Origin of the sequence: Staphylococcus caeli (assembly GCF_900097965.1) — a bacterium.
GTDB classification, from domain to species: domain Bacteria; phylum Bacillota; class Bacilli; order Staphylococcales; family Staphylococcaceae; genus Staphylococcus; species Staphylococcus caeli.
In genome coordinates, this window is record NZ_FMPG01000005.1 from 48,612 (window position 1) to 73,134 (window position 24,523).

The 24,523-nt window shown below is 35.4% G+C and carries 19 protein-coding genes and 1 other annotated feature; of the genes, 5 read left to right on the forward strand and 14 right to left on the reverse strand.

Annotation, left to right across the window (positions count from 1 at the left end; all coding sequences use genetic code 11):
• Positions 1 to 29: 29 nt before the first annotated feature.
• The 8 genes from rplI to hutH form a co-directional block, all read right to left on the reverse strand.
• Positions 30 to 476 (reverse strand): 50S ribosomal protein L9, encoded by a 447-nt coding sequence (rplI, locus tag BJS11_RS07415; protein ID WP_069995338.1) that lies wholly within the window; start codon positions 474 to 476, stop codon positions 30 to 32.
• Complete coding sequence (locus BJS11_RS07420) at positions 473 to 2,440, reverse strand: DHH family phosphoesterase (protein ID WP_069995339.1); 1,968 nt, start codon at positions 2,438 to 2,440, stop codon at positions 473 to 475. Before BJS11_RS07420 ends, rplI begins: the two co-directional genes overlap by 4 nt.
• 14 nt (positions 2,441 to 2,454) lie before the next feature.
• On the reverse strand, positions 2,455 to 3,381 hold the full coding sequence (locus BJS11_RS07425; RefSeq protein ID WP_180365214.1) for a YybS family protein: 927 nt from the start codon (positions 3,379 to 3,381) through the stop codon (positions 2,455 to 2,457).
• A 243-nt stretch (positions 3,382 to 3,624) separates the two neighbouring features.
• Positions 3,625 to 4,593 carry a homoserine O-acetyltransferase MetX gene (gene metX, locus BJS11_RS07430; RefSeq protein ID WP_069995341.1) on the reverse strand — a complete coding sequence of 323 codons (969 nt, stop codon included), beginning with the start codon at positions 4,591 to 4,593 and terminating at the stop codon, positions 3,625 to 3,627.
• A 117-nt stretch (positions 4,594 to 4,710) separates the two neighbouring features.
• Entirely contained in the window at positions 4,711 to 5,040 is a 330-nt protein-coding gene (locus BJS11_RS07435) for a branched-chain amino acid transport AzlD family protein (RefSeq protein WP_069995342.1), read from the reverse strand.
• On the reverse strand, positions 5,037 to 5,738 hold the full coding sequence (locus tag BJS11_RS07440) for an AzlC family ABC transporter permease (RefSeq protein WP_069995343.1): 702 nt from the start codon (positions 5,736 to 5,738) through the stop codon (positions 5,037 to 5,039). Before BJS11_RS07440 ends, BJS11_RS07435 begins: the two co-directional genes overlap by 4 nt.
• 315 nt (positions 5,739 to 6,053) lie before the next feature.
• Positions 6,054 to 7,337, reverse strand: a complete 1,284-nt coding sequence (gene serS / locus BJS11_RS07445; RefSeq protein WP_069995344.1) for a serine--tRNA ligase — start codon at positions 7,335 to 7,337, stop codon at positions 6,054 to 6,056.
• A gap of 66 nt (positions 7,338 to 7,403) precedes the next feature.
• Positions 7,404 to 7,597 (reverse strand) — a binding site (T-box leader).
• A gap of 66 nt (positions 7,598 to 7,663) precedes the next feature.
• Positions 7,664 to 9,172: a histidine ammonia-lyase gene (gene hutH / locus BJS11_RS07450; protein ID WP_069995345.1), complete on the reverse strand. Its 1,509-nt coding sequence runs from the start codon at positions 9,170 to 9,172 to the stop codon at positions 7,664 to 7,666.
• A 393-nt stretch (positions 9,173 to 9,565) separates the two neighbouring features.
• Here hutH and BJS11_RS07455 point away from each other — a divergent pair, with 393 nt between their 5' ends.
• Positions 9,566 to 10,378 (forward strand): NAD(P)H-hydrate dehydratase, encoded by an 813-nt coding sequence (locus tag BJS11_RS07455; RefSeq protein ID WP_069995346.1) that lies wholly within the window; start codon positions 9,566 to 9,568, stop codon positions 10,376 to 10,378.
• Between the two features lie 61 nt (positions 10,379 to 10,439).
• Here the strand turns inward: BJS11_RS07455 and gyrA are convergent, their stop codons facing one another.
• The 6 genes from gyrA to dnaA form a co-directional block, all read right to left on the reverse strand.
• Positions 10,440 to 13,130 (reverse strand): DNA gyrase subunit A, encoded by a 2,691-nt coding sequence (gene gyrA, locus BJS11_RS07460; protein WP_069995347.1) that lies wholly within the window; start codon positions 13,128 to 13,130, stop codon positions 10,440 to 10,442.
• A gap of 33 nt (positions 13,131 to 13,163) precedes the next feature.
• Positions 13,164 to 15,098 (reverse strand): DNA topoisomerase (ATP-hydrolyzing) subunit B, encoded by a 1,935-nt coding sequence (gene gyrB, locus BJS11_RS07465; protein WP_374699929.1) that lies wholly within the window; start codon positions 15,096 to 15,098, stop codon positions 13,164 to 13,166.
• Between the two features lie 12 nt (positions 15,099 to 15,110).
• Entirely contained in the window at positions 15,111 to 16,226 is a 1,116-nt protein-coding gene (gene recF, locus BJS11_RS07470) for a DNA replication/repair protein RecF (RefSeq protein WP_069995349.1), read from the reverse strand.
• Positions 16,223 to 16,456: a S4 domain-containing protein YaaA gene (gene yaaA / locus BJS11_RS07475; protein ID WP_178794599.1), complete on the reverse strand. Its 234-nt coding sequence runs from the start codon at positions 16,454 to 16,456 to the stop codon at positions 16,223 to 16,225. Before yaaA ends, recF begins: the two co-directional genes overlap by 4 nt.
• A gap of 461 nt (positions 16,457 to 16,917) precedes the next feature.
• Positions 16,918 to 18,051 carry a DNA polymerase III subunit beta gene (gene dnaN / locus BJS11_RS07480; protein ID WP_081333080.1) on the reverse strand — a complete coding sequence of 378 codons (1,134 nt, stop codon included), beginning with the start codon at positions 18,049 to 18,051 and terminating at the stop codon, positions 16,918 to 16,920.
• A 244-nt stretch (positions 18,052 to 18,295) separates the two neighbouring features.
• Positions 18,296 to 19,663 (reverse strand): chromosomal replication initiator protein DnaA, encoded by a 1,368-nt coding sequence (dnaA, locus tag BJS11_RS07485; RefSeq protein ID WP_069995352.1) that lies wholly within the window; start codon positions 19,661 to 19,663, stop codon positions 18,296 to 18,298.
• A gap of 727 nt (positions 19,664 to 20,390) precedes the next feature.
• Between dnaA and rpmH the strand changes: the two genes are divergently transcribed.
• From rpmH to mnmG, 4 genes are all read left to right on the forward strand, one after another.
• On the forward strand, positions 20,391 to 20,528 hold the full coding sequence (rpmH, locus tag BJS11_RS07490) for a 50S ribosomal protein L34 (protein ID WP_000240855.1): 138 nt from the start codon (positions 20,391 to 20,393) through the stop codon (positions 20,526 to 20,528).
• 213 nt (positions 20,529 to 20,741) lie between these two features.
• On the forward strand, positions 20,742 to 21,086 hold the full coding sequence (gene rnpA, locus BJS11_RS07495; protein WP_069995353.1) for a ribonuclease P protein component: 345 nt from the start codon (positions 20,742 to 20,744) through the stop codon (positions 21,084 to 21,086).
• A gap of 163 nt (positions 21,087 to 21,249) precedes the next feature.
• Positions 21,250 to 22,629 (forward strand): tRNA uridine-5-carboxymethylaminomethyl(34) synthesis GTPase MnmE, encoded by a 1,380-nt coding sequence (mnmE, locus tag BJS11_RS07500; protein ID WP_142351575.1) that lies wholly within the window; start codon positions 21,250 to 21,252, stop codon positions 22,627 to 22,629.
• Positions 22,630 to 22,644: 15 nt separating this feature from the next.
• Complete coding sequence (mnmG, locus tag BJS11_RS07505) at positions 22,645 to 24,522, forward strand: tRNA uridine-5-carboxymethylaminomethyl(34) synthesis enzyme MnmG (protein WP_069995355.1); 1,878 nt, start codon at positions 22,645 to 22,647, stop codon at positions 24,520 to 24,522.
• The last annotated feature ends 1 nt before the right edge of the window (position 24,523 follow it).

Here is a 24,523-nt window from a genome sequence, read left to right on the forward strand (position 1 = left end):
GTGATTACACCTCATATCTCAATCCGTTATTATTGTTCCACTGTGTGCACACGAATCGTACCTTCAACTTCTTTGTCTAATTTGACTGGTACATTCGTATAACCTAATGCATGGATACCATTTGGTAAGTCCATTTTACGTTTATCGATTTTAATATTGTGTTGGTCTTGTAAAGCTTGTGTGATTTGTTTTGTACTTACTGAACCAAACAACTTACCGCCTTCACCTGTTTTCGCAGATACTTCAACTTCAATTTCGCTTAATTGTGCTTTTAATTTTTTAGCATCTTCAATTTCTTGTTGACGTTCTGCTTCAATCGCTTTATTTCTTTGTTCTAATTGTTTTAAATTACCTGGCGTTGCTTCAACTGCCATATTTTTCTTTAATAAAAAGTTATTTGCGTAACCTACTGGCACGTCTTTAACTTCGCCTTTTTTACCTTTACCTTTAACATCTTGTGTGAATATTACTTTCATGCATTTTCACTCCTACTCATTTGTTCTGTTATAGCTTGTTGTAATTGTTCGATTGCTTCATCGACTGTGACGCCTTTTAATTGTGTGGCTGCATTTGTTAAATGACCACCACCACCAAGTGCTTCCATCGTCAATTGAACGTTGACTGCACCAAGTGAGCGGGCAGACATACCTACCACATTATCTTCTCTTCTTGCTACGACATAAGAAGCTTCTACACCATCTAAACTTAACAGTTCATCCGCTGCTTGTGCAACTGTAACAGGATGGTAAATTTTATCGTCTTTACCATGAGCAATCGCCACACCATTTCCTTGAAGTTTCACTGTTTGAATCAATTCTGTACGATTGATATACGTATCAAGGTCATCTTTTAAGAAATGTTGTGTCAATATCGTATCTGCACCGTGCGCACGTAAATAACTTGCAGCATCAAAGGTTCTTGATCCTGTACGCAATGTGAAGTTACGTGTATCGACAATAATACCAGCAAACATTACCGTTGATTCTAATCGAGTCAGACGTTGTTCTGTTGGTTGGTATTCTAATAACTCTGTCACTAATTCTGCGGTAGAGCTTGCGTATGGTTCCATATAGACAAGTAAAGGACTCGAAATGAAACTTTCTCCACGTCTATGGTGATCAATTACCACTTTACGATTCGCTTTATTTAAAATATTTTCATCGATAACCATCTCAGGTTTATGCGTATCTACAACGACTAGTGTTGTCTTAGATGTCATAATATCCCAAGCTTCATCTGATGTGATAAAGCGTTCTTTCAGCTCAGGTTTTTCATTTACGGCATCCATAACACGGCGAAGCGTTGGATCGATATCAGAGTCGTTTAAGACGATGTAAGCATCTAAATTATTCATCATAGCAAAACGAGACACACCAATTGCAGCGCCTATCGCATCCAAGTCTGGGCGTTTATGTCCCATGATAATGACTTTGTCGCCTTCCATTAAAATATCTTTAAGCGCGTGAGAGATAACACGTGCTCTTACACGTGTACGTTTTTCCATCGGGTCAGTCTTACCGCCATAGAAACGTACATTACCGTTCATGTGTTTAATCGCTACTTGGTCACCACCACGACCGAGTGCTAAATCTAGGCCGGATTGCGATAGCTCACCAAGATCGATGAGATTTTCAGATCCTTCACCCACACCAATACTCAATGTTAATTGTGCGCGATAACCCACACTTTTCTCACGAAGTTGACTTAAAATACTAAAGTTTGTTGCTTCTATTTCATTTAAAATATTTTGATTTAAATAAGCTACAAATTGGTCGGAACTATAACGTTTGAAGTAAATGTTATGTTCGCTCGCCCATCTACTGATAACACGCGTTACCATTGAATTAATTTCTGATTTTTGCGTATCATTCATGTTTTGCGTAATTTCATCATAGTTATCTAAGAATAACGTGGCAATAATCGGTTTTGATGATTCATACAATTCGTTCGTATGTATTTCTTCAGTAATATCGAAGAAATAGAGTACGTGTTCTTTTTCTGAATAACGTACGCGATAATAGTATTCATTTTCTTGTATTTCTATTTCTTGTGTTTTTTCTAATTGTTTTAAGATGTTAGGATATACTTCGTTTACCGGATCGGAAATCACATTGCGATTTAATCGTTCCGACATAAATTTGTTCATCCACTCTATGTTTTCATTTTCATCGAGGATAATCATCCCAATTGGCAGATTTTTAATTGCAATATTGCTACCTTGAGAGATATGTCCACTTAAATTATCAACATAGCTGTCTAATTTCTGTAAAGCCTGCCTTACCATAAAAGCTGTCCCTATAATAATAATCACTAACACAATTGTTGCGATGCCTGCTACGAGCTGGTTAAAAACAAACCAAACTACTACAAGTGCAATTGCTGTAAGCGCCATAATAACAAATGGTAAAATCAACGCTTTTTTAGTGGATTGACGGTTCATTTTTCCACCTCAAATCATTTTTTAATGATGTTTTTTAAGTTAAAACATAAGTCTATCACACCCAGGAGGCTTACAATATGTGTCAATGGCATTAATATTGTCCCTATAACCATTAGTAACACGGTAAGCGCGAGTGGCATCGATTTTGCCTTTCCGAAAAAGTGAATCACACTTAACCCCTGAATATACATACACAATGATAACATAATTTCGAAATTTAAAACGATACTTTGAAAAGTACTCGGTTGACTCGTAAACATAACACAGAACAAGACAATGATGTACATCCATAATAACGAACGACTCATTTGCCATGCGTACAGTGGTTTAAATATGGGTGTAGCAATTTTAAATTTACGTAGAATTGGGAAAGTAACAATTAAATTGATTAAAATAAGTAGAAATACTGTAATAATTACATAACTAGGTAACTGCACTGATATTTGGCGGAAACCTTCTTCAAGCATTTGCTTATAATCATTGCGAACTGATGCGCCAGAGATAACATCGTGCATTTGATCTTTAATTGGTTTCATTAATGCTGCAGAACTTGGAATTTTATCAAATGTTTGCAATCCCATAAATGCAATTAATGACACCATACTTACATATGTAGTTGTGATATACAGAATACGTTCTTTTGAAGTACGTTCTTTTAATAATTGGCCTACTACGAAACTTACTAATAGTATGAGGACCATCATACTTAATACAAATATATTACCCAATAACGTTGTTAATACAACTGTCGCGACTACTGTCACTGCGAACGATTCCATAGATTTATGCCATAAGATAATGCCAGGAATTGTCGCAAACACACTCAACACTATGCCGAATGGTGGTAATATATGTAATGCTAAAGCGACTACGATTAGCGTAACAATACTAAGCACAGTTGCTTTAGGTGATATTTTAGAAAACAAATTCGCCACTCCTATACTATTTTTGACTATGTCTTCTATTTTAACCTCTTTAAACCTTTTATACAATTATTGGCAACCATTCTCATAAAACTTCAATTTCAAAATTTTTGAGCAACCACTTCACAGAGTAACTATTTAATTAAATGCTTTAAAAGCATCTTATTTTTCAAAATAAACAGGACAATTGCTTATTGCCTAAACTCAAAATTATGAGTCAGATTCATCAAGCAATCATCCTTACAACAATTTATCTGTTTTTTATTTCCGCTTTGTCTTATAAACTTTTAAAAAGTGATATAAATTAGGTGCCCAATCATTAAAATTAAGCAAGAAACCATCATGCCCCACATTATCTGGCACAAAAAAGTGTTTATGATATTTAAATCTTCTGCCTACAGCACGTACAAGGTCATCTGGATATAGTAAGTCATCAGTAAAACCTAACGTCATGACTTTCGTATCTAAACTTTTAAATACGTCATCTACATCATCACGACCTCTATCAATATCGTGACTATCTAAGACGTCCAGCAGTGTTAAATAACATGACGCATCAAAATACTTCATAAATTTGTTACCCTGATGTTTCTGATAAGCGACGACTTGGTCAGGTGAAAAACGCTTATCATAACTTTTAGACGACCGATAAGTTAAAAAACCTAGCTGTCTCGCGATACTCATGCCTTCATTGTAATCTAATTGAATCGCTTGTCTTGCAATTTCATTAAAAGCTCGACTGTATGAGGACGTCTTATCTGTAGCAGCAAGAATAACTGCCTTATCAACCTCAAATTTCCGATTATATAAGATTTCTAATGTTTGCATGCCACCAAGTGATCCCCCGATAAGAATATGAATCCGTTCAAAGCCAAGCGTTTCAATGCCTAATTCTATAGCACGCACAATATCTCTTAATGTTAGTGATTTGGGGAAGTCTTTATCATTTAGTGCCGAACTCGAACCATAAGGGCTACCGATGACATTAAATGTTAAAAATTGATAATCATGAATTGGCATATAACCACCATCAATAATCTCTCTCCACCAACCTGGTTGTTCGTCTGTACCATATGTTAAATGATTGCCTGTTAAAGCGTGACATACGACGACCAGTGGCTGCCCTTTTAAACCTACGTGTTCATATCTTAATTTCAAATTGGAAATATACTCTCCGGATTCTGTCGTAAACGATCCCAGTTCTAAAGTATCCACGGTATAATTTGTCATGCTTCCCCTCCTTACTTAATTAATGTTGAACTTAGACCTGCACAAATATCTGAAATATCATAATTTTCTAATTATTTTTATTCTAGCGGATACATTTTATTTCATCAATGTCATCCTTTAGAAAATCCATCTCAGTGTAGCCATGATAATAATACCACTTACAATAGTCACCGTTAGGCTGCGTGATATCACGGCAATTACAATCGTCGGAAGCATAGTAACTAAAAATGGAATATTGATGCGATAACCCATCATACCCTCTTCTTGAATAATGATGCCGTCAATGATTAAAGCTGTGAATAGCGTAATTGGAATAAACGATAGCCATTTGATAACTCGTTCTGATAATTGCACTTTTGAAATCATCACAAACGGTATGATACGCGTTAGCCACGTTACAATTCCACATAAAATTATAATCGTCAGCATATGTATTGTTGTTGTCATTGGTCCATCACCACCCCAAGTATCGCCGTCAATGTCGATGCTATAATAATCGCCAAATAAGATGGCATAAATAAACTCAGTAGTAACATCATTACGATGACACAAACGATAAGCACGACATATATTTTAAACTTCGAACGCTTAATTGATTCAAACTGAGAAATTGCAAGAAATATAAACATTGCAGTAATGGCAAAATCTAATCCTAAAGCATCTGGGTTATGTATATATTTTCCAAAAATCGCTCCTACGATACAGGCAAATGTCCAGAATAAATATGCTGTTATATTTAAACCGTGCAACCATCGATCATTTATCTTTTCCCCTTTTAAGTGAGGTGTTACAGCAACTCCAAATGTTTCATCTGTCACAAGCGTTGCTAATCCTACCCTGTTTAGCAAACTATAAGACTTATAACTCGGCGCCAGTGTCATACTTAAAAGAAACATTCTTGAATTCACTATAAAGGCAGTAAGTACAATTGCAGAAATAGGTGTTCCCGCAATGACAAGTGCACAAATAATAAATTGTGCTGCACCTGCATACACGAGTAAGCATAACAAGATGATTTCTAATAAACTAAAGCCCGAGGCAACGGCAACAATTCCAAATGATAAACCAACACCTGCGTACCCTAATAACGTGGGAATACACGCTTTGACACCTTGTTTAAAAGTCACATGTGCCTCATTTTCCATATGCTCACCCTTCCTGTTCTTTTAATAAAATAGTAGATTAATTCTAATATAAGGCGTACAAAATAATCAATATAGTCAGACAAACGTTTGTCTGAGGTTAGACTTACAGTAGTTTAAAAACATTTGTATAACAGTGTTTATAAGTTTCAGAATTTTTTAACATTAATTTAGACAATCCTTAAATTTTATAGATTTTTTTAATATCAATTGAGATTAATATCCAAAGATTTACACCTCCCCTACCCTCCCCCAAGACATCAAAAAACGCGTAGAAAGCAAACGTCTCTACGCGTTGTTAATATAGTATTTTAGTTGTTATTTAGTTGGACGTATAACTGTTTTACCACCCATAAATGGAACTAATGCTTCTGGTATTGTTACTGAGCCATCTTCATTTTGATAGTTCTCAACAATAGCAGCAAACGTACGACCTACTGCTAGTCCACTACCATTTAAAGTATGCGCAAGTTCTGGTTTTGCATTTTTATCACGTTTAAAGCGAATATTTGAACGACGTGCTTGGAAATCTGTAATATTTGAACAAGAGCTAATTTCTTTATAATCATTATAGCTTGGTAACCAAACTTCTAAATCATACGTTTTACTTGAACCAAATCCAATATCTCCTGTACATAAAATAACACGACGATACGGTAAACCAAGCTCTTCTAATATTGCTTCTGCATGCTCAGTCATATCTTCAAGCGCTTGCCAAGAATCTTCAGGTTTCTCAATACGTACCATCTCTACTTTATCGAATTGGTGTAAGCGGATAAGACCTCTCGTATCACGACCGGCTGAACCCGCTTCACTACGATAACATGCTGACTGTGCAGTGAACTTCGCTGGTAAGACATCCGGTGCGATAATTTCATTACGGTAATAATTTGTTAAAGGTACTTCTGCTGTAGGAATTGTGTATAAACCTTCTTTTTCAACTTTGAATAAGTCTTCTTCAAATTTAGGTAATTGTCCCGTACCGTACATTGAATCCGCATTGACTAATTGAGGTACCATCATTTCAGTATAGCCATGTTGTGTTGTATGTTTGGTAATCATATAGTTCATTAGTGCTCTTTCTAATTGTGCGCCTTCACCAGTTAAGAATACGAATCTTGCACCAGATACTTTCGCTGCACGTTCAAAATCAACCATTTTAAGATCTTCAACGATATCCCAATGTGCTTTATCTTCAAATTCAAATGTTCTTGGTGTACCCCAACGTTTTACTTCAACATTATCTTCATCTGTCGCACCTTCAGGTACATCTTCATGAATAATATTTGGAATGCGAGACAATTTATCATTCAGTGACACATCCACTTGATTTAATGTGTCATCTAATACTTTAATTTCATCGCCAAGGCTACGCATCGCTGCGATCGCATCGTCTGCATCTTCTTTGTTACGTTTCTTCTGAGCAATTTCACCACTTACTTTATTACGCTCTGCTTTCATTTCTTCAGCTTTGCTAATAAGTTGACGACGTTGTTCATCTAACTCTAACACTTCATCTACAACGTTTGAATCCATACCACGCTTCGCTATTTTTTCTTTGAGGAACTCTGGGTCATTACGGAATAATTTAATGTCTAACATGTGATTCATCCTTTCAAATAATTATATTTTTATTGGATAATAACGCAAAAAAGACCACATCCCTGTACAAGGGACGTGGTCTACGCGTTGCCACCCTATTTAACAGTCTAAAATTCAGACTGCGCTCTCACTAAAATAACGGTTATCACCGATTGCTCTCATATAGTAGGTAGATTCGCACTGTAATGATTACTTGTTCACACTAACCACAAGCTCTCTGAAATCAACACACAATGTTACTTATCCCACGAACAATATCTTAATTAAGTTATTTTAAATATAGCAAATTACATGTTTGATTTCAAGCAAGACTATATTTATCTCAATTATATTTCATCCAAATAAGCAATATCTCGTAAATATTGTGATACAGCTTCTATATCTTTATGAAACTGTCGATCTTCCGTAATAGACGGTACGATATGGCGAAGTTCTTGATATTTTTCATATGTTTTTGGTGATAATTTATCAATATCTTTATATTCTACTGCTTGTAGGGCGATAATTGTTTCAATAGCTAATACACGTCGTGCATTTTCAATCATTTGATAGCCGTGTCGCGCCCCAATTGTACCCATCGATACATGATCTTCTTGATTAGCTGAAGATGGTATGGAATCAACACTAGCTGGATGTGCGAGTGTTTTATTTTCAGAGACAAGACTTGCAGCAGCATATTGCATAATCATTGCACCACTTTGTAGGCCCGGTTGTGGACTTAAAAATGCAGGCAAACCATTATTTAACTGTGGGTTAACCAAGCGTTCTAGACGTCTTTCAGATACATTAGCTAACTCACTAACGCCTAACTTTAAGAAATCTAGGGCGAAAGCAATCGGTTGCCCATGGAAATTACCACCTGAAATGACTAGCGTTTCATCACCTTCATCAAATATTAATGGGTTATCATTGGCAGCATTCATTTCAAATTCTAATTTTTCTTTAACATAATTAAATACTTGGAAGCTAGCGCCATGAATTTGTGGAATACAGCGCAACGTATAGGCGTCTTGTACACGGACTTCACCTTGCGTTGTGGTTAATTCTGAATCCTCAAGCCAATCACGCATTCTAGCTGCGACATCAATTTGCTCTTGGAAATTACGCGCTTTATGTACTTTTTCATTATATGCATCTGTAATACCATTCAACGCTTGATGAGTCAGTGAAGCAATCCATTCTGCTTGATAGCCTAAATTCTCTGCTTCAATATAGTTAATTACACCTTGGGCAGTCATCGCCTGCGTACCGTTAATTAAGGCAAGCCCTTCTTTCGCTTGAAGTTGCAATGCTTCTCTATTTAATTGATTTAAGACATATTGACTATCTACTTCTTCACCTTTGTAGAATACATTGCCTTCACCAATTAGAGCTAATGCTAGATGTGAAAGTGGTGCTAAATCACCTGAAGCACCCAATGAACCTTGTTGAGGTATAACTGGAATGATACGTTGATTAATATAATAAACGAGTTGTTCAACAAGTGCGACCGTTGCACCGGAGTGACCTTTAAGTAAAGTGTTCAAACGTAAGACCATCATAATTAATGCCACTTCTTCTGAAAATGGTCGTCCCACACCACATGCATGTGAACGGATTAAATTGACTTGCAGTTGATTATATTCACCTTCATCTATACGTACATCACTAAATAATCCGAAGCCGGTTGTAATGCCATAAACCGTTTCTTTGTTCTCAATAATTTGTTCGACTGTTCGACGACTCTTTTTGACACGTTCAAGTGCATCCACTGTAACTTCGACTTTATCCTCTTGATTAAGAAATTGCTTAATTTGATTAATTGTGAGCTTTTCGCCGTTAAGTTGTAATGTCATCTTCCCATCTCCCTGCTTGTTAATTGACTTCAATTAATTCGAGTATACGCTTACATTTTTAATTGAACAATAGCTTCTAAGATATCCGTAATATGGTATTAAATTACTGATTTAATGGGATAAAGCTGTATGCAAAATTAGTTTTCAAAAATTAACATTTTATTAACACGTTTACCTATTGACTAATCCTCCAACCAGGTATAATATTTCATATTGTATTTATCATTAAAAAACGAAAACAAGATAACGGGAACTTAAAATAAAATGGTTTAACATTCTATTATATAGAACATTAAGGTGACCAACTTTAACATTTATCATTTTAAGCAACAGCTCATCTTTTTCAAAACAAAGTACTAAAACAACGCTAAATGTTTAAAAGGAGGTTTTAAGATGGAAACTTTATCATCAGTAAGCATTCCAAAACGTAAAGATGAAACACATAAAGGAGATTATGGGAGAATTCTTTTAATTGGAGGCAATGCCAACTTAGGTGGTGCAATCATGCTTGCAGCACGCGCATGTGTATATAGTGGCAGTGGCTTAATAACGGTAGCAACACACCCAACAAATCATGCTGCTTTACACTCACGTTGTCCTGAGGCAATGGTGATTGATATAAACGATACAAAAATGTTAACAAAAATGATTGAACATACAGATTGTATTTTAATCGGACCTGGATTAGGTTGTGACTTTAAAGGTAATAATGCAATTACTTTTTTATTACAAAATATTCAACCACACCAAACACTTATTGTAGACGGCGATGCCATTACAATTTTCAGCAAATTGAAACCAGATATTCCTACATGTAAAGTCATTTTCACACCACATCAAAAGGAATGGGAACGATTAAGTGGTATTCCAATTGAGGAACAAACATATGAACGTAATCGTGAAGCTGTTGATCGCCTAGGCGCTACAATTATTTTAAAAATGCACGGCACTGAACTTTATTTCAGAGATAAGGACTATAAGTTACCTATTGGCACGCCAGCAATGGCAACGGGTGGCATGGGGGATACTTTATCCGGTATGATTACAAGCTTTGTGGGTCAGTTTAATGACATAGAAGAAGCTGTAACAAGTGCAACATATACACATAGTTTCATTGGTGAGCAATTAGCAGAAAAAATGTACGTCGTGCCACCATCAAGACTGATCAGCGAAATTCCACACGCCATGAAAACTTTAGAAAATTAAATACCGATACAAATAAGACCTACCTCAAATGAGGTAGGTCTTTATTTATAGCTTATTAAGCTTATTCGTCTTCATTATTGTCTTCAGAATCTGCATTTTCGATATCTTCGTTAACACGGTCCATAAAGTCTTGTCTTACTTCTTTACGTGAATCATCTTCTGTTGTAGTTTCTTCAACTTCTGTATGAATTGCATTACCTGGTGTCTCGTCTTCAATAACAGATTCACTATTTTCTATAGCTTGCTTATTTTCATTTGTTTCAATAGCTTCTGTGTCATTGGAATCAGATACCGTCGCTTCTGTATCTTCTTCTTCATCCTTAACTTTAGCTACTGTGGAAACAAATTGGTTCTCACCTAATCTGATAAGTCTTACACCTTGTGCGGCACGACCAGTTTGTGAAATATCTTCTACATCGATACGGATAATAACGCCTGAATTCGTGACAACCATTAAGTCTTCTTCACCTGTTACTGATGTGATACATACAATATTACCATTACGCTCAGTAACGGTAGCTGTTTTGATACCTTTACCGCCACGATTAGATAATCTGTAATCACTGACTGGTGTACGTTTACCATAACCTTTTTCAGTAACAACTAGAATTTCGTCATCACTTTCCGTACTAGTCACATCTAAGCCGACTACTTTGTCGCCTTCTCTAAGTGTAATACCTTTCACACCGGCTGCGGTACGACCAAGTGGACGTAAGGAATTTTCATGGAAACGAATCAGTGACGCATGAGATGTACCAATTAGAATATCTGCTTCTCCATCAGTAAGACGTACTGCAATCAATTCATCATCTTGTTTAAAGCTAATTGCAATTTTACCGTTCTTATTAATGTGTGAGAAATTACTTAATGCTGAACGCTTCACACGACCTTTTTTCGTTGCAAAGACTAAGTAATCTTCTTCACTCTCTAAATCTTTAACAGCAATCATCGTACTGATTGATTCATCATTGTCTAACTCAATAGCATTTACTACTGGAATACCTTTAGACTGGCGTGAGAGTTCTGGGACCTCATAACCTTTAAGTTTATATACACGGCCTTTATTCGTAAAGAATAGGACATTATCATGCGTACTCAATGTTACAAGCTGACTTACGAAATCTTCTTCCAATGTGTTCATACCTTGAACACCACGACCGCCACGATGTTGTGCTCTATATGTCGAAACTGGTAAACGTTTAATATAGTTATTATGACTTAATGTAATAACGATTTGTTCTTCTGGAATTAAGTCTTCATCTTCAATATCATCAAGACCACCCAATTGAATTTCCGTCTTACGTTCATCACCATAACGTTCACGTACGTCTATGAGTTCGTCACGTACGATTTGTAATAATTTTTCATCATCTGCAAGAATAGCTTTCAATTCTTCAATATAAGCGATTAATTCGTTATATTCAGATTCTATCTTATCCCGCTCTAATCCTGTTAGACGTCTTAGACGCATATCTAAAATGGCTTGTGCTTGACGCTCAGATAATTTGAATTGCTCTTGTAAGCTTGCCATTGCGACTTTATCATTGTCCGATTCACGGATAATTCTAATGATTTCATCAATATGATCAAGTGCAATTCTCAAACCTTCTAGGATATGTGCACGGTCTTGTGCTTTTTTCAAGTTATATTCAGTACGTCTTCTAACGACTACTTTTTGATGCTCTAGGTATTCAACTAATGCATCTTTCAGTGTAATCAACTTAGGTCTACCGTTAACTAGAGCGATCATATTCACACCAAATGATGTTTGTAATGGTGTTTGTTTGTATAAGTTATTTAATACTACACTTGCATTGGCATCTTTACGAATATCGATAACAACACGTACACCCGTACGTAAACTTGTTTCATCACGCAAGTCAGTGATGCCATCAATTTTTTTATCACGTGCTAATTCTGCGATTTTTTCAATCATACGTGCTTTATTTACTTGATATGGAACTTCTGTAACAACGATACGTTGACGACCGCCACCACGTTCCTCTATTTCTGCACGTGAACGCATTTGAATTGAACCACGGCCCGTTTCAAACGCGCGACGGATACCACTCTTACCAAGTATAATACCTGCCGTTGGGAAATCAGGACCTTGAATGTCTTCCATCAATTCAGCAACAGTAATGTCTGGATTATAACTTAAACTCAATATCCCATTGATAACTTCTGTTAAGTTATGTGGTGGAATATTCGTAGCCATACCTACTGCGATACCTGAAGCACCGTTCACTAATAAGTTAGGGAACCTTGCAGGTAAGACTGACGGCTCTCTTTCATTACCATCATAGTTGTCTATAAAATCAATCGTATCTTTATTAAGATCTCTAAGTAATTCAAGCGTTATTTTAGACATACGTGCCTCTGTATAACGCATCGCAGCCGCACCATCGCCATCCATTGAACCGAAGTTACCTTGACCATCAATTAAAGGATATCGATAGCTGAAGTCTTGTGCCATTCTGACCATTGCTTCATAAATGGATGAGTCACCATGTGGGTGATATTTACCCATTACATCCCCAACAATACGTGCAGACTTCTTATATGACTTGTCAGGTGTCATACCTTGCTCATGTAATCCGTATAATATACGTCGATGTACTGGTTTCAAACCATCTCTCACATCTGGTAAAGCACGTGAGACAATAACACTCATCGCGTAATCTAAAAACGACTCGCGCATTTCATTCGTTATATTTCGTTCATTAATTCTTGATTCCGGTATTTCAGCCATCAAGATATCCTCCTTCAAATTCAGTTCATCATATTAGAAATCTAAGTTGGCATAGACTGCATTATCTTCAATAAATTGTCTACGGTTTTCTACAACATCGCCCATTAGCATTTCAAATACTTGATCCGCTTCAATCGCATCTTCTAATGATACTTGCAACATAGCTCTGTTTTCTGGATTCATTGTTGTTTCCCACAATTGGTCCGCATTCATTTCACCAAGACCTTTGTAACGTGAAATTGACCATTTCGGTGTTGGGTCTAACTCTGCTTTAAGTTTATCTAATTCACGATCGTTAAACACATAATACTTTTGTTTACCTTGTGTCAATTTGAACAATGGTGGCTGTGCAATGTATACATATCCTGCTTCTAGTAACGGTCTCATAAAGCGATAGAAGAATGTTAACAATAACGTTCTAATATGTGCACCATCGACATCGGCATCTGTCATCAAGATAATCTTATGATAACGTGCTTTACTTAAGTCAAATTCTCCACCAATACCTGTACCGAAGGCTGTAATCATTGAACGGATTTCATTATTATTTAAAATACGATCTAAACGTGCTTTTTCAACGTTCAAAATTTTACCACGTAATGGCAAAATCGCTTGTGTTTCTGAGTCACGCCCTGATTTTGTAGACCCACCGGCAGAGTCACCCTCGACGATGAAAATCTCACTTCTCGATGGATCTTTACTTGAACAGTCGGCAAGTTTACCAGGCAAACTAGAAATTTCTAATGCTGATTTACGACGTGTTACTTCACGTGCTTTTTTCGCTGCAAGACGCGCGTGAGAAGCCATAATACCTTTTTCAACAACAATACGCCCCACTTGCGGATGCTCTAATAAGAAACGTTCAAATAACTCGGAGAATAACTTATCAACAACTTGACGTACCTCAGAGTTACCAAGCTTAGTTTTCGTTTGTCCTTCGAATTGTGGATCTCCGTGTTTAATTGACACAATTGCAGTCAAACCTTCACGTGTATCTTCACCTGAAAGTCTTTCTTTTTCATCTTTAATAATTTTACTGCTAATACCATAACTGTTTAACACACGCGATAATGCACGTTTAAAGCCTTCTTCGTGCGTACCACCTTCATACGTGTGGATATTATTTGCATATGTCAGTAAGTTTGTCGCAAAACCTTTGTTATACTGCAATGCAATTTCTACTTCGATGTCGTCTTTCGTTTGATGTACATAAATTGGCTCTTCATGTAACGGCTCTTTATTTTCATTTAACATTTCAACGTAAGATTTAATACCGCCTTCATAGTGATATGTATCTTCTCTTACTTCTTCTTCACGCTCATCTCTCAACGTGATTGAAATACCTTTATTTAAGAATGCGAGCTCTCTTGTACGTTGTTGCAATGTTTCGTACTGATATGTTGTTGTTTCAGTGAAAATCTCTGGATCTGCTTTAAAACGAATAACTGTACCTGTATTATCATCTTCTGTTTCTTCAACAACTTTCAAATCAAACTGTGGTACACCTTTTTTATAAGCTTGATGATAAACTTGACGATCTTTAAAAACATATACTTCAAGATCTTCAGATAATGCGTTAACAACTGAAGAACCTACACCGTGTAGACCACCAGATACTTTATATCCGCCACCGCCGAATTTACCACCAGCATGTAGCACTGTTAAGATAACTTCAACTGCAGGACGTCCCATTTTTTCTTGAATACCAACTGGGATACCACGCCCATTATCAGTTACTTTAATCCAATTATCTTTTTCAATCACAACTTCGATTGTATCTGCATAACCAGCTAAGGCCTCATCAATACTATTGTCAACGATTTCCCATACAAGATGGTGCAAACCTTTCTCTGAAGTTGAACCAATATACATTCCTGGTCTTTTTCGTACCGCTTCAAGACCTTCTAATACCTGAATCTGTCCAGCGCCATAATCTTCCGTGTTATTCACATCTGACAATGTTTCCACCTTCACTTTCCGTTACTTTATAATTTCGCCCTGATTAATGCGATAAAGTTTAGCATTTTTCATTATTTCATGTTCTATTCCGTCTACAGATGTCGTAGTTACAAATGTTTGTACTTTATGTTGAATAGTGCTCAATAAATGAGATTGACGCGAATCATCTAATTCACTTAATACATCATCTAGCAATAAGATTGGATACTCGCCTACTTCGATATTCATCAACTCAATTTCTGCGAGTTTTATGGATAAAGCAGTCGTTCGCTGTTGCCCTTGCGAACCATAAGTCTGAGCGTCCATACCATTCACATTAAAACCTAAATCATCTCTGTGGGGACCATACAAACATACGCCCCGATCTTTTTCACGTTCAATATTGTCATTGAGCAAAGTTAAGACTTCCTCCAAGCGTTCCGTCTCACTTTTTTCATTATTCTCCAATTTGATACTCGGTAAATATTTTAATGACAATGTTTCACGTTCATTTGTAATTCCAGAATGAATAGGTTTAGCTAGTGATTCAAGTTCTTTAATAAAATGTTCACGTCTCTGTGTAATTTTGAGCGCATATTCTGCAAATTGCTGATTTAAGACTTCCAGCATAGTACTATCCGTCTTTTGACCGTATTGCAGTTGCTTCAAATAATTATTTTTTTGTTTTAAAATTCGCTGATACTGTGACAAATCGTTCAAATAGACTGCTGAGATTTGTCCTAATTCCATATCGATAAATCTGCGTCTAATCTGTGGTGAACCTTTGACAATATTTAAATCTTCAGGTGCAAACAACACAACATTTAAATGCCCAATATATTGTGTCAGTCTACTTTGTTCTAAGTGATTGATTTTAACTTGCTTGCCTTTTTTAGTGATGTACATTGTTAAAGGCATTTCACCATATCTATAACTAAGGTCACCTTCTATTTTAGCATAGTCGCTATCGAAACGTATCAGTTCCTTGTCGTTTGATGTTCTATGACTTTTTGCTAATGCTAAAGTATAAATAGACTCCAACAAATTCGTCTTTCCCTGGGCATTTTCCCCAATCAATATATTGACATCAGGATGACAATTTAAGGTGATTGACTCATAATTACGATAATTCTCTAGCTGGAGTGTTTTTAATTTCATTCTTCACCTTGATGTAAAATCAAAAATGAACCGACTTCTGGGATAACAATACGATCTTGGTGATTTAATTTTTTACCACGACGCGTTTCACGCTCGTCATTAATCATGACGTCAAAATCTTGTAAGAACCATTTCGCTTGCCCACCAGATTCAATAATACCTTCTGTCTTTAGAAATTGCCCTAAAGTAATGTCTCCATCAACGATTACTTCTTCAACCAAATCAATCACTCCATTTCTTTTAAGCTCACTTATATATTATACCTTTTTTTGCGGAAAATTTCATGTGAAATACAGTTAGTAAGCGATTTCTTTTAACATATAACAACTATTTTTTAATAATTAGTTTCGAAGTTATTTATAACGTTATTCTTTATATAATATTATACCAAAAATGACTAGCTTATATGGGAATTCTTCAAAAGTAATACTAATTTTTGAAAAATATTTTTTATGGTGAAAATGATAATCTGATTTTGCTTCATATATGTATTTTGCATTTTAAGCTATTTTAAAAGCCCATATTTAATTCTTGGTCTATTTCCCTTAGATATTGTAATAATTACTTATATTGATGCTATAAATGGATTAAACCATGACTCAATGATGTAGTTTAATAACTTGGAAAAATAAAGAAGCTGAGACAATAGCTTTGCTCAGCTTCTTTTAGATAATTTGAAATTTTAAAATGATTAATACGTTCTAATCGGCAAGATTAATTGTGTAACAGAGTCATCATCTTTCGGTTTTAAGATAAATGGTTTCATCGTTCCGAAAAATTCAACTTCTACTTCGTCATTATCAATGGCTTTAAGTGCATCCATCATATATTTTGAGTTGAATGAAATTTTTAAGTTACCACCGTCTACATTACTAGCTTTTACTTCTTCTTTTACCGTACCAATTTCTGGAGATGTAGATGATAATTCAACTAACTCATTACCAGTACTCAATTTAATAACATTATTACCACCCTCACGTGCTAATAATGATGCACGATCTATCGCATGATAAAATTCACCGTTATCGATACCTATTTTAATTTCGTAATTCTCTGGGAATAAACGGGACGTATCTGGATAATGACCTTCTAATAAGCGAGAAATGAAGTTTACATTTCCAACTTTAAATAGCACCTGGTTTGAAGCAAAGAAGATATCAATGTCTTCTTCACTATCAGACATAATTTTATTTAATTCAGATAATGCTTTACCTGGAATGATGACATTTTTATTTTCTGATTCATCTTCTAATGCCACTTTTCTTACAGCCAAGCGGTGTGAGTCAGTCGCTGTGCATATTAATTCATTATCTTGTATAAGCCAGTTAACACCAGTAAGTACTGGTCGTGTTTCTGAGGTGGACACTGCGAAATTTGTTTGTGCTATCACGTTTTTAAGTACTTTTACTGATAATTGAATCGCATCATCACGAGAAACTTGTGGTAATAACGGATATTGATCTGGGTCTAAACCACTTAAGTTAAATTCAGAATGTCCAGATGTAATTAATGTTTGGAATTGTTCATTTGTTGAAAGTTTTACTTCTTTGCCAGGTAATTTCTTAATGATATCAACAAAGAAACGACCAGGAAGTACAACCGATCCTGTTTCAGCAATATCAACAATATCTTCACCATCTACTTGTTTTGGTATAGTGATCTCAATTGAAATTTCAGAATCTGAACCTGTAAGTATAACTTCGTTGCTTTTAACTTCTAATTTGATACCCGTTAAAATAGGTAATGTTGTTCTTGGTGAGATGGCCTTAAGTGTGTCATTTAATTGAGTAATAAAATAGTCTCTTCTAATTGTGAATTCCATCATTACTAAACTCCTTCCAGTCGTTTATATATTAAATTATATAGGTTTTAAAACAGTAGTAATAGTAGTAGGGCTTGTGGATTAGGGGATAACTCAATATAAGTGATGATTGTCACTATTTCAAGCGTGTGGATAACTTGTGCACAGTGTGTATGACTTCTTCACATTATCCACAATTCACATGTTCACCCAATTATATAGTTATTCCTCAATATACTATTTTCTAATCTGTTATAGTACAGTTTTTTTATTGATTTCGTATTTCTTTTTCTAAATTTTCAACTTCTTGTTTAAACGTAGGATCGTTTTGAATATCCTTTACTATTTTTTCATGCGCATGAATCACTGTCGTGTGATCACGCCCTCCAAATTCTTCGCCAATTTTTGGTAATGAAAAATCTGTAAGTTCACGTGAAAGATACATAGCTATTTGACGCGGATAGGCAATAGATTTCGTACGTTTTTTAGCACTAAAATCTTCAATGCGTACACTATAATATTGACCTACAATCTTTTGAATATCTTGTATCGTAATTTTTTTAGATTTTGGTGCTTGTATAATGTCTTTAAGTGCTTCAGCAGTTAACTCAGTTGTAATTGGCTCACTCTGTAATTTTGAAAATGCAAGTACGCGAGTCAGTGCACCTTCAAGTTCACGAATATTTGATTGAATCTGATTAGCAATATAAGTTAATGCTTCGGTTGGTATATCTAAGTTTTCTTCTTCAATTTTCTTTTGCAGAATTGCCATTCTAGTTTCATAATCTGGTGGCGTAATATCTACAATCAAGCCCCATTCGAATCTTGAACGTAAACGATCTTCGAGTTTGGCAATCTCTTTTGGTGGTCTATCACTTGAAATGACGATTTGTTTGTTTGCTTGATGTAATTCGTTGAACGTGTGGAAAAATTCTTCCTGCGTTTGTTCTTTATTTTGTATAAATTGGATATCATCAATTAACAAAACATCGATGTTACGGTATTTCTCTCTAAAACGTTCTGTTTTATTATCACGAATAGATTTAATAAATTCATTTGTGAACTTTTCACTAGACGTATAAATCACTTTGGCATCAGGATTATTTGCTAAAACATAATGACCAATTGCGTGCATAAGATGTGTTTTACCTAAACCTACGCCCCCATATATAAATAAGGGATTATACGCTTTTGCTGGGGCTTCAGCTACGGCAAGACTTGCGGCATGCGGAAATCTATTGCCAGGTCCAATGACAAATGTTTCAAAGGTATTGTGTGTATTGAACTGTTCGCCGCCAATAGCAGCTTCATCGACACCAGGTGAGTATTGCTTATTCTGGTGATCAGTTTGTTGCGTCTCACTAGTATCATTCGTATGTATGTTCTCAAGCTCTTTTTCTGTATAAAATACTGGTGTGATCTCGTGACCAATCGCTTCATAAAGTGCTGCTTTAATTATTTCTCCATAATTCATTTTTAACCAATTTGCAACAAACTCATCATCTGTTACGACTACGGCTTGATTACTTTGTAATTGATGTAACTTTGTATCTTTTAGAAAGGTCTGATAGCTAGCACTACTTACTTTCTCTTGAGCTAATATGAGGACTTTTTCCCAAATCTCTTGTTCTGACATATAACAAACTCCAACTTTCGTAAATTTTAAAAGTTATACACAAAAACTACAGGCATAAATAAAAATAATCACAGCTTGTTGATAATTATCCACAAGTTACACACATTTAGTGGATAACTATTCTATTACTGTGATTTATACACAGGTTTTTGACATATAATTTAATAAAGTAGACCCTGTATTAATCAATATCTACATAACTTATCCACATAATTATACTTTTTAACAGGAACGTCTGTCAAATACATGTGAATATGTTGTTAAATCCTGTAGAATCCTGTGTATAATATAAACATTATCCACAAATTGCAACTGACATCTTGTGTATAAGTGGATAACTTTAAGCGATTGTTAGTATATCAAATTTTAGTCTGTTTGTGGGTCTGGGAAATAATTTATAAAAAATGTATGGAAAATGAATGAAGTGTATAGAAAGATTGACCTGTTGCTATGCAGAAATCATTTAATGAGATGAATATCATATAATTTAAAATGCGTTTCTTCATTAGAAGTAATCATTTACGTTATAGTTTAAATTGTATCTTCATAATAATATAGACGACTTAAATTGATACTTGCTTTATAAAATAGATTTTGTTATATTGTAGTAGTTGCTTGAATAATGACTAGAAATTAATAACAGTTAAATCAAGACTTAAGGCAGAAACGTATATTAATTTATCTATTATAATAGTATAGAACCGAATAAAGATGGAGGTGTTTTTGCATGGTAAAACGTACTTATCAACCAAATAAACGTAAACATAGTAAAGTTCATGGTTTCAGAAAACGCATGAGCACAAAAAATGGTCGTAAAGTGTTGGCGCGTCGTCGTCGTAAAGGCCGTAAAGTACTATCAGCATAAGATCACTGACTCATCAGTGGTCTTTTTTTTGGTTTTAGTGGAGTAAAAATAACCAAAAAACGTTTATTTTTCTACCATTTCAAGAAAAATAATGTTACAGATAAAGGGATATATAGAATTTTTTTGATAAAAATTTTATAGTCCTATCATATGAACCAGACGGATATATATTAGTATCCTATTCTGAATGAAGAGATAAGTGAGTGATGTTTGGTGGAGAAAGCTTACCGAATTAAAAAAAATAGTGATTTTCAATTTATTTATAAAAAAGGAAAATCAGTTGCCAATAGACAATTTGTAGTGTATACACAAGCTAATACAGAGTTAGAACATTTCCGTCTAGGTATTAGTGTTTCTAAAAAATTGGGAAATGCGGTTGTAAGAAATAGAATTAAGCGTGCTATTCGTGAAAATTTTAAAGTACACAAAGCAGACATACTACCGATGGATATTATAGTTATCGCTAGGCAACCTGCAAAAGATATGACTACTTTAGAAATACAAGCAAGTTTAGAACATGTTTTGAAAATAGCGAAAGCTTTTAATAAACGTATATAAAGTAGGGGTAGGGCGAGGGATTATGACACTACCCGAAGTCTTACGTTAGACAAACCTAAGACTAACTTAGTGGAATTATAAACAATATCCTCGCTTTTTAATAGGAAACTATTTACAATATTATAATGATAAAAATGAGCTTAAGAAGGAGGCGAGATGGATGATGGATTTAGATACGATTACGAGTATTTCCACGCCGATGGGTGAAGGTGCAATTGGCATTGTAAGGTTATCTGGTGTAGACGCAGTGAATATTGCGGATAAATTATATAAGGGAAAAGAAAGTCTTGAAGCGGTTGCTTCACACACAATTAACTACGGTCATATTGTTGATCCAGAATCAAATGAAGTTGTAGAAGAGGTAATGGTTAGTGTATTACGTGCACCTAAGACTTTTACACGTGAAGACATTGTTGAAATTAATTGTCATGGTGGTATTTTAACGATAAATAGAATACTGGAGCTGACAATGACGCATGGTGCACGCATGGCAGAACCAGGTGAGTATACGAAGCGTGCTTTCTTAAATGGACGTATAGATTTGTCTCAAGCTGAAGCGGTAATGGACTTTATTCGTTCTAAAACAGATCGTGCATCTAAAGTAGCAATGAATCAAATTGAAGGTCGTTTAAGTGATATGATTAAACGACAACGTCAGTCCATTCTCGAAATCCTTGCACAAGTTGAAGTAAACATAGATTATCCAGAATACGATGATGTTGAAGATGCAACAACAGAAGTCTTATTAACAAAATCTAATGAAATAAAAGCTGACATTAACAAATTACTTGATACAGGTACACAAGGTAAAATTATGAGGGAAGGGTTGTCTACCGTCATTGTTGGGAAGCCTAACGTAGGGAAATCTTCTATGTTGAACAACCTTATCCAAGATAACAAAGCCATTGTGACTGAAGTTCCAGGGACAACAAGAGATACATTAGAAGAGTATGTCAATGTCCGTGGTGTGCCACTTAGGTTAGTGGATACAGCAGGTATACGTGAAACGGAAGATATTGTTGAACGTATTGGTGTAGAGCGTTCTCGTAAAGCTTTAGGCGAAGCAGATTTGATTCTATTCGTACTTAATTATAATGAGCGTTTAACAGAAGAAGACCGTAAATTGTATGAAGTTATAAAGAATGAAGATGCCATTGTTATAGTGAATAAAATGGATTTAGAAAAGCAACTTGATTTAGAAGAAGTTAAGTCAATGATAGGCGATATGCCATTGATTCAAACATCAATGTTGAAACAAGAAGGTATCGACCAATTAGAAATTCAAATTAGAGATTTATTCTTTGGTGGCGATGTTCAAAATCAAGATATGACTTATGTTTCTAATTCACGACACATTTCGCTATTGAAACAAGCACGAAATACAATTCAAGATGCCATTGACGCAGCAGAGTCTGGTATTCCAATGGACATGGTTCAAATAGACTTAACAAGAACTTGGGAAATTTTAGGTGAAATAATCGGAGAGTCCGCAAGTGATGCATTGATTGATCAATTATTTAGTCAATTTTGCTTAGGAAAATAAAAAGGAGGAAAAATAATGGCTCAAAATTATGATGTCATAGTAATTGGAGCTGGACATGCAGGTATTGAAGCAGGTTTAGCTTCAGCGCGTCGTGGTGCCAAAACATTAATGCTAACGATTAATTTAGATAACATAGCATTTATGCCATGTAACCCATCAGTAGGTGGTCCAGCTAAAGGCATTGTCGTACGTGAGATAGATGCTTTAGGCGGTCAAATGGCTAAGACGATAGATAAAACACATATTCAAATGCGTATGTTAAATACAGGTAAAGGCCCAGCTGTACGCGCATTACGTGCACAAGCAGATAAAGTGTTATACCAACAAGAAATGAAAAAAGTCATAGAAGATGAAGAAAATCTAGATATTATGCAAGGTATGGTAGATGATTTAATCATAGAAGATGACGTGATTAAAGGTGTACGTACAAATATTGGAACTGAATACTGGGCAGAGGCAGTAATCATTACAACAGGTACATTCTTACGTGGTGAAATCATCCTTGGTAACATGAAATACTCAAGTGGACCTAACCATCAGTTACCGTCAATTTCATTGGCTGATAATCTTAGAGGTCTTGGCTTTGATGTTGTTAGATTTAAGACGGGTACACCGCCACGTGTCAATGCGAAAACGATTGACTACTCTAAGACTGAGATTCAACCTGGTGATGATGTTGGTAGAGCATTTAGTTTTGAAACGACAGAATATATCTTGGATCAATTACCATGTTGGTTAACATATACAAATGGTGATACACATCAAGTCATTGATGATAATTTACATCTATCAGCAATGTATTCAGGCATGATAAAAGGTACTGGTCCAAGATACTGTCCATCAATTGAAGATAAATTTGTACGATTTAATGATAAACCACGTCATCAATTGTTCCTAGAACCAGAAGGTAGAAATACAAATGAAGTTTATGTTCAAGGGCTTTCAACAAGCCTTCCAGAGCATGTACAACGTCAAATGTTAGAAACTATTCCTGGTTTAGAAAAAGCAGATATGATGCGTGCAGGTTATGCAATTGAATACGATGCACTTGTGCCGACGCAATTATGGCCAACATTAGAAACTAAAAAAATCAAAAATCTTTATACAGCAGGCCAAATAAATGGTACTTCTGGTTATGAAGAAGCGGCTGGTCAAGGTATAATGGCTGGTATTAATGCGGCAGCACGTGTACAAGGTAAAGAAGAAGTTATCTTGAGCCGTTCCGATGCATATATCGGCGTGCTCATCGATGACTTAGTTACTAAAGGTACAAATGAACCGTATCGTTTATTAACATCACGTGCAGAATATCGTTTGCTATTAAGACATGATAATGCGGATTTAAGACTTACCGACTTAGGTTATCAATTAGGAATGATTTCTGAAGCACGCTATGCACGTTTTAATGAAAAACGAGATATGATTCAAGCTGAACAAGCACGTTTAAACGGCATTCGTATTAAACCACATGAACGTGTTCAAGAAATAATTGAAGCACATGGTGGTTCTCGATTAAAAGATGGTATTTTAGCACTAGAACTATTACGTCGTCCTGAAATGACATATGATTTAATATTAGAAATCTTAGATGAACCACATCAATTACCTTCAGATGTTGAAGAACAAGTTGAAATTCAAACTAAATATGAAGGTTATATCAATAAATCTTTACAACAAGTAGAAAAAGTAAAACGCATGGAAGAGAAGAAAATTCCGGAAGATTTAGATTATAGTAAAGTAGATAGTCTAGCGACAGAAGCTCGTGAAAAATTAGCTGAAGTTAAACCGCTAAATATCGCGCAAGCTTCACGTATATCTGGTGTAAATCCAGCCGATATTTCAATACTACTTGTTTTTCTTGAACAAGGTAAAATCCAAAGGGTGAAGCATTAAA

What these genes read in the sequence shown, in the direction of transcription:
- rplI (WP_069995338.1), bottom strand. Translation starts at nt 476, where the DNA reads ATGAAAGTAATATTCACACAAGATGTTAAAGGTAAAGGTAAAAAAGGC.
- BJS11_RS07420 (WP_069995339.1), bottom strand. Translation starts at nt 2,440, where the DNA reads ATGAACCGTCAATCCACTAAAAAAGCGTTGATTTTACCATTTGTTATT.
- metX (WP_069995341.1), bottom strand. Translation starts at nt 4,593, where the DNA reads ATGACAAATTATACCGTGGATACTTTAGAACTGGGATCGTTTACGACA.
- BJS11_RS07435 (WP_069995342.1), bottom strand. Translation starts at nt 5,040, where the DNA reads ATGACAACAACAATACATATGCTGACGATTATAATTTTATGTGGAATT.
- BJS11_RS07440 (WP_069995343.1), bottom strand. Translation starts at nt 5,738, where the DNA reads ATGGAAAATGAGGCACATGTGACTTTTAAACAAGGTGTCAAAGCGTGT.
- serS (WP_069995344.1), bottom strand. Translation starts at nt 7,337, where the DNA reads ATGTTAGACATTAAATTATTCCGTAATGACCCAGAGTTCCTCAAAGAA.
- hutH (WP_069995345.1), bottom strand. Translation starts at nt 9,172, where the DNA reads ATGACATTACAACTTAACGGCGAAAAGCTCACAATTAATCAAATTAAG.
- BJS11_RS07455 (WP_069995346.1), top strand. Translation starts at nt 9,566, where the DNA reads ATGGAAACTTTATCATCAGTAAGCATTCCAAAACGTAAAGATGAAACA.
- gyrA (WP_069995347.1), bottom strand. Translation starts at nt 13,130, where the DNA reads ATGGCTGAAATACCGGAATCAAGAATTAATGAACGAAATATAACGAAT.
- recF (WP_069995349.1), bottom strand. Translation starts at nt 16,226, where the DNA reads ATGAAATTAAAAACACTCCAGCTAGAGAATTATCGTAATTATGAGTCA.
- dnaN (WP_081333080.1), bottom strand. Translation starts at nt 18,051, where the DNA reads ATGATGGAATTCACAATTAGAAGAGACTATTTTATTACTCAATTAAAT.
- dnaA (WP_069995352.1), bottom strand. Translation starts at nt 19,663, where the DNA reads ATGTCAGAACAAGAGATTTGGGAAAAAGTCCTCATATTAGCTCAAGAG.
- rpmH (WP_000240855.1), top strand. Translation starts at nt 20,391, where the DNA reads ATGGTAAAACGTACTTATCAACCAAATAAACGTAAACATAGTAAAGTT.
- mnmE (WP_142351575.1), top strand. Translation starts at nt 21,250, where the DNA reads ATGGATTTAGATACGATTACGAGTATTTCCACGCCGATGGGTGAAGGT.
- mnmG (WP_069995355.1), top strand. Translation starts at nt 22,645, where the DNA reads ATGGCTCAAAATTATGATGTCATAGTAATTGGAGCTGGACATGCAGGT.